6 protein-coding genes are annotated in these 6,631 nt (G+C 54.5%); 3 read left to right on the forward strand and 3 right to left on the reverse strand.

The annotated features are described in order from the left end of the window. Positions 1–94: 94 nt before the first annotated feature. Genes FT643_RS22470 through FT643_RS22480 form a run of 3 tightly spaced genes read right to left on the reverse strand, consistent with a single transcriptional unit; the run spans position 95 to position 959 of the window. Positions 95–394 carry a type II toxin-antitoxin system RelE/ParE family toxin gene (locus FT643_RS22470; RefSeq protein ID WP_156873647.1) on the reverse strand — a complete coding sequence of 100 codons (300 nt, stop codon included), beginning with the start codon at positions 392–394 and terminating at the stop codon, positions 95–97. Then, positions 388–573: a hypothetical protein gene (locus tag FT643_RS22475; protein WP_156873648.1), complete on the reverse strand. Its 186-nt coding sequence runs from the start codon at positions 571–573 to the stop codon at positions 388–390. The genes FT643_RS22470 and FT643_RS22475 overlap by 7 nt, the downstream gene beginning before the upstream one ends. A gap of 11 nt (positions 574–584) precedes the next feature. After that, entirely contained in the window at positions 585–959 is a 375-nt protein-coding gene (locus tag FT643_RS22480) for a helix-turn-helix domain-containing protein (RefSeq protein ID WP_156873649.1), read from the reverse strand. A gap of 164 nt (positions 960–1,123) precedes the next feature. Between FT643_RS22480 and FT643_RS22485 the strand changes: the two genes are divergently transcribed. The 3 genes from FT643_RS22485 to FT643_RS22495 all read left to right on the forward strand — a co-directional run bounded on the left by FT643_RS22485 (position 1,124) and on the right by FT643_RS22495 (position 6,273). Then, positions 1,124–4,306: a CHC2 zinc finger domain-containing protein gene (locus FT643_RS22485; protein ID WP_156873650.1), complete on the forward strand. Its 3,183-nt coding sequence runs from the start codon at positions 1,124–1,126 to the stop codon at positions 4,304–4,306. A gap of 4 nt (positions 4,307–4,310) precedes the next feature. After that, the gene (gene xerC, locus FT643_RS22490) at positions 4,311–5,393 is read left to right on the forward strand and encodes a site-specific tyrosine recombinase XerC (protein ID WP_156873651.1); all 1,083 of its coding nucleotides are present in this window, start codon (positions 4,311–4,313) and stop codon (positions 5,391–5,393) included. A gap of 637 nt (positions 5,394–6,030) precedes the next feature. After that, entirely contained in the window at positions 6,031–6,273 is a 243-nt protein-coding gene (locus tag FT643_RS22495) for a hypothetical protein (protein WP_156873652.1), read from the forward strand. Positions 6,274–6,631: the final 358 nt, after the last annotated feature.

The raw sequence follows: 6,631 nt of genomic DNA on the forward strand, positions 1-6,631 counted from the left end.
CGATGATCAGAAAAAACTGATATGCAGGTGTTTGGAAAGCCTCTTTGAGCAATATTAAAATCGCCTCGTCCATGTTGTGATCTCCTTTTTGAATTCATTCTCTCTGCAAATCTTGCGGCTGAAAATTCTGACGTTTATGAAAAACGCCATGAATATAAATGGTGTCGCCCATTAACTCGTACATAATGCGATAAGAATAAATGCTGAGTTCGCGGACATTGTCCTCACCAATTTCTGGCACCATCCTGCCCAAGCGGGGAAGTTCCAACAAAACGTCCACTTTATTGGTGATGTCTTGAACGACACGGCCAGCATAGAGCTTGGCATCGTGAGCGATATACTGATGAATTAAGTGTAAATCTTGGCGAGCGGGAATAGACCAAATAATTACCACTGTTCAATCTCACGCTTTAAATCATCATGACTGATGGTTTCTCCGCGCTCGATGGCTTCCCGGCTTTTGCGTAACTTATTGATGACATACAAGCGGTACATGATCTCGTCTATATCCGCATCGTCGGGCAGGTGTTGCAGAGACTCTAATGCTTCTTGCTTAAGTGTTTGTGTGTGCATTGTGATACTCCTTAGCGGGCCGTAACGGCTTCATCAACATGAGCTAACTGCTGAAACCGGCTTTTTAAAATAAAAGAATCGAGCACGGCTTTAATGGTCACCTTGTCGGCTTCGGGCAGTTTGTCTACCGCTTCCATTTTACGCAATAGATCAAGGTCAGCAATCTGACTGGTGTTGCGTGCTTCTTCTCGATCATCAAACGCCAGGTAATCCAGGGACACGTCCAGCAGTTCGGCCAACCGAATCAACACTTCCACTGATGGCACATGAACATGGCGCTCATATCCGGACACTTGCTTTTGATGAATATCCAGTCGTTGGGCTAGTTGAGCCTGAGACCAGTTCCGTTCTTGCCTAAGCCGCTTGATGCGCTCGCCCAAGGTCATAAAGACTCCCTGAAAAGACTGATAGTAGGTCACTTGAGTTATAAGATTCCCTTAGTCTGTTCCATGGAATGGGGTGCTTCAAGGTTTTTGTGTTGACCAAAGGTAGCACTATAGGTATTTTATATCCATTAAGTGCTCCCATTTTTTTAAAGGTGAGATAGGATATGGCACGCTTCACAGACGAAGAACTGAACCGGATCAAACAGGACGTATCCTTGGTGCGGCTGCTGGAATCCCAGGGCCATAGCTTAAAAAAGCAAGGCAAGGACTACGCCTGCCGCTGCCCGTTCCACGACGACGCCACCCCAAGCCTGATTGTCAGCCCTAAAACCAACCTGTGGCACTGCATGGGGGCCTGCCAGATGGGGGGATCGGTGATTGACTGGGTGATGAAGTCTCAAGGGGTGAGCTTCCGTTATGCGGTGGAGTTGCTGAGAAACGACCACCCGGAGCTGGCCAGTCAGAACACGCAGCCGGTGAAATACAGCACGGCCAGAAAGCTGCCCTCTACTTTAGCGGCTGATCTGTTAGCGGCTGACGAAGCCGGGGTGTTAGATCGGGTGGTGGGGTTTTACCACGACACCTTGTTGAGTGAGCCGGAGGCGCTGGCCTATCTGGAAAAACGCGGTCTGCACGATCTGGAGCTGATTCACACCTTCAAGCTGGGCTTTGCCAACCGCACCTTGGCCTATCACATCCCCCAGAACAACCGGGAAGACGGGGCAGCGATCAGAACCACGTTAAAAGCCTGTGGAGTGTTGCGCAACAGTGGCCATGAACACTTAAACGGTTCTTTGACCGTGCCGATCTTCGATGTAGAAAACAACGTGGTGGAATTGTACGGCAGAAAAGTGCGGGATGATCTTAAAAAAGGCACCGCTTATCACCTGTATCTCCCCGGCCCCCATGCCGGTGTGTGGAATGCTCAGGGCTTAAAAGGGCAAGAAGAAATCATCCTGTGTGAAGCCCTGATCGATGCCATGACCTTCTGGGTGCATGGCTTTAAAAACGTCACCGCCAGCTACGGCACGGCTGGGTTTACCGAGGATCACTTAAGCACGTTTTTAACGTTGGGTATTAAGCGCGTGTTGATTGCCTATGATCGTGATGAGGCCGGTAACAAGGCCGCTGAATTGTTAAGTGCCAAACTGCAATCGGTGGGTATTGAGTGTTTCCGCGTGTTGTTCCCCAAGGGCATGGACGCCAACAGCTACGCCTTGAACATGAAACCGGCCCGCAAAGCACTGGAAGTGGTGATTAGAAAAGCCGAGTGGCTGGGTAAAGGCAAAGCGCCAACGATTAGCACCGAAGCTCAAAACGAAGCAAAAACCATAGCTGCTAAAAGAGAAAACGAACTGGCACTGGCGGCCGACAACGAAGTCAAAACCAGCAGCAGCGATAAACCTGCCCCTATTTTAGCGGCTAAAATATCAGCCGCCTCTGTTGCTGATGCGCCCGCGCCGGAAGAGCAACCACTACCGGCCAGCCCGTTACCGCTTCCGGCATTGGATAACGTGCGCTGCACCGTCAAAGACCACGAAATCCTGTTCGATATTGGGGGGCGCGTGTACCGGGTGCGCGGTTTAAAGAAAAACACCGTGCACGACGTTCTGAAAATCAGCTTGATGGTCTGCAATGATAACGGCTTCCACACCGACAGCTTAGACCTGTACCACGCCAAACAACGCCAGGTGTTTATCAACCAGGCGTGTGTGGAGCTGGGCGTTAAAGACGAGGTGATTAAAAAAGACCTGGGCAAGGTGTTGTTGAAGCTGGAAGCCTTGCAGGAAGAGCAAATCAGCGAGCACTTGCAGCCCAAGCAGGAAAGCGAAGGAAAACAGCTTACCAATGAAGAACACAACGCCGCGCTTGAATTGCTCAACGATAAAAATTTATTAAGCCGCATCCTGGACGACTTTAATACTGCGGGTGTGGTGGGTGAGGAAACCAACAAACTGGCCGGTTACCTGGCGTGTGTTAGCAGAAAGTTAGAAAAACCGCTTGCGGTGATGGTGCAAAGCACCAGTGCAGCCGGTAAAAGCGCGTTGATGGACGCGGTGTTGTCGTTCATGCCGGAAGAAGAGCGAGTGCAGTACAGCGCCATGACCGGACAAAGCCTGTTTTACATGGGTGAAACCAACCTAAAACACAAAACGCTGGCCATTGCCGAAGAAGAAGGCGCCCACAACGCCAGCTATGCGTTAAAGCTATTGCAAAGTGAAGGGGAAATCACCATTGCCTCCACCGGTAAAGACCCGGCTACCGGCAATCTGGTGACCCAGGAATATCGGGTAGAAGGCCCCACCCAGTTGTTTATGACCACCACGGCGATCGACATTGACCCGGAGCTGATGAACCGCTGCCTGGTGCTCAGTGTGGACGAAGGTCGGGAGCAGACCGAAGCGATCCACGACCAGCAACGCTTCGCGGAAACCCTGGATGGGCTGTTTGCCAAAGAAGAACGGCAAGATATTATCAACGTTCACCGCAATGCTCAAAGGCTGCTAAAGCCGCTGAAAATAGTCAATCCGTATGCCCGGCACTTAAAGTTTTTAAGCGATAAAACCCGCACCCGCCGCGATCACCAGAAGTATTTAACCCTGATCCGCTCCATTGCCCTGCTGCACCAATACCAACGCGAAGTAAAAACCGAAACGCGAGGCGGTAAAGCGGTGGAGTACATCGAAGTGACGCTAAGCGATATCGAACAGGCCAACCAAATCGCCCACGAAGTATTGGGCCGAACGCTGGACGAGCTGCCACCACAAACGCGCAAACTGTTAAACCAAATCCGGCGCATGGTGTTTGAAGAATGCCAACGCCAGAGCATTGAGCAAAGCGATTACCGCTTTAGCCGGAAAGCCGTCCGCGAATACAGCGGTATGGGCAACACCCAATTAAAAATCCACTGCCAACGCCTGGAAGATATGGAATACCTGTTAGTGCATCGAGGCGGCCGGGGGCAATCGTTCGTGTATGAACTGCTCTATGACAAGGCCGACGACACCGACCACAAGCACCTGATGGGGTTGATTGATGCTAACAAACTCAAACAGCACCAGTACGACAAAAAGAAGTCGGGGGTAAAGGGTAAGTGGCCGGGGTCAAGTCGGGGCCAAGTCGGCCCTAAGTCGGGGGCTTATCGGGATGCAGAAATCAGCAAAAACCCCGATAAAAACAGTCTAAAATGCACCGACACCGTAGAAACCGCTAAAAATGCACATCCAGAGGGTAAAAAAATAAACGGGAGGTCGTACCGTAATGGTACTGAAGCCGCCCCTTCTTTTACCCAAAAGGGCACAAGAGCCGCTCAAGGGTCAACGGCCACAGCAGACTGGAGCGCTTAAAAAAATGGCCCGAGGCAACCGCAAAGCCCGCCCCCGGCAGAATCTGGAGCACAACGGCCTATACCCTTACATGGTGCGCTTTATGGACTGGAGCCTGACCGTAGCCCAGCAGGCCAGTTACACCCTGGAGCGACGAGAAAGCCAACTCAGAGCCTTTGTTGCCTGGTGCGACGAACGCAGCCTGCACGATCCCGGCAGCATCACCAAGCCCATCCTGGAGCGCTACCAGCGCCACCTGTTTTATTATCGCAAAGCCGATGGCGAACCCTTGGGCACCGGCACCCAGCACAGCATGTTGGTGAGCGTGAAAATGTGGTTCAAATGGCTGGCCCAGCAAAACCACATCCAGGCCAACCCGGCCAGTGAACTGACCCTGCCCAAAAAGCCCCGCAGCCTGCCGCGTTATATCTTAAGCCCGGAGGAAGTAGCCCAGGCCCTGAACCAGCCGGACTTAGGCTTGCCCGAAGGCATAAGAGACCGTGCCATCCTGGAACTGCTCTACGCCACCGGCATGCGCCGCACCGAAGTGTGTCATCTCAACCTCTACGCCATCGACCGCAAACGGGAAACCGTGTTTATCCACGAAGGCAAGGGTGGCATGGATCGGGTAGTGCCCATCGGCCAACGCGCCTTAGCCTGGGTACAGAAATACCTGGAGGAAGCCCGTCCGCAACTGGTCACCTACCCCGATTCCGGTCACCTGTTCCTGAGTCTCTACGGTGCCCCGTTCCGGCGTGATGTATTGGGGGCCATCGTAAAACGGCACCTCAACAACGCCGGTATCGATAAGCCCGGCAGTTGCCATCTGTTCCGCCACGCCTGCGCCACTCACATGCTGGACAACGGCGCGGACATCCGGTTTATCCAAGCCTTGTTGGGTCATACCCAGCTCAACACCACCGAAATCTACACGCGGGTGAGCATCGACAAGTTAAAGCAAATCCACGCCGCCACCCATCCGGCCACGATGCAGACCACCAGTCACCCAGAAGGTGAGGAACGACTCAAGCTGTTGGCCACGCTGGCGCAGGAGGCCGACGAAGACGACAGTGGGGCTGGCGATGAGCCACGGCATTGGACGCACTGAATCCGCCCGTCACGTGGCTTGCAACAAGACCGCAAGCCAAGGTGCCCGGCTCGCAGGTTGCCACGCTGAAAGCCCGAAGCACAGGCGCAGTTCCTTGGCCCGAACGCTGTCACGAGTTGTGCAGTTAACCGGGAAGACCTTAGCGTTCGTTCACAGGCAAAAAAGGTCGCGGCCCGGTCAGCCCTTTGCCTGTCACTTGGCTTGCACAAAAACCGCAAGCCAAGGTGCCAGGGCTCGGGCTTCCCTAAGCGCGCGGCTTCCCCCTCTCCCGCTCCTCCCCCGCCGCCCAAGGTTGCGCCTGCCCTGTGTTCTGGTCGGGCACTGTTCCGGTGCCGGTTTTATCCCATTAACGGCCACGGTGCCGGCGTCTGGCGCGCAACCTGCGCCGGGTGTCGTAGCGGGGTGTGTACCACGCGGCCACCACGTGTGTTCGTTCACAACAAAAAAGGCGTGCGCCAGCGCACAAGGCTTTTTACCGCCCAGCCCGTGCCGCCGGAAGGAACCTGTGTTTGCTTGCCCCGTCAGGATAGCAACGTGCTCGGGGCATCAAGGGTTCGCTGCGCCGCTACGCGCCCTTGACCCCCCTGCGCGCGCTGCTGTGAAGAAAGGGCAATCAACCACACAAAGGAATGCAACAATGAACGAATCTCAAAACCTGCCCTGGCCCATTGAAACCATCATCAACACCGCCAACGCTTTGCAGCGTACCGGCCGCAGCGGGGCCAGCACCGGCGAACAAATCGCGGCGGCGTTCGTGCTCAATCGCATGGAATTTTTACCCGCGCATTACCCGGATGTACTCGAAGCCTGGGAACGGCTCGACGATTGGCAGTGCCACGTTAAATACATCAAAGCGCACCTCCTGCACCGGCTGGAATAAACCCGCCCAGGCGGGCCACGGCCCGCCTTCCCTTCTGTACTCTGCCTGACCTCAACCTTCTCCCAACTCCGGCCTACGTGCGTGACGGGCGGGACGACCCCCACCCGTCACGAACACCAACGTACCGCCGCCCGTAGACCCGCCCTGACCGCGCAAACGCGGGACGACATCACGCCACAGAACCCACACCGGGTGCCGCTTAATGCGCGGACAGAGCGCGTCCGTTAAGCGCAAACCCGCGTCTGGGTCGTGTAAAAAATAGAGGGGTTAGAATGTCGGGGTTCACACTCTTTAACAGCCAGAGGCCATCAGGGGTGCAGGCGTATTTATACGACCGGTTGCGTCAGGGAAAGCATTC

Source organism: Ketobacter sp. MCCC 1A13808 (assembly GCF_009746715.1).
In the GTDB taxonomy this organism is placed as follows: Bacteria; Pseudomonadota; Gammaproteobacteria; order Pseudomonadales; family Ketobacteraceae; genus Ketobacter.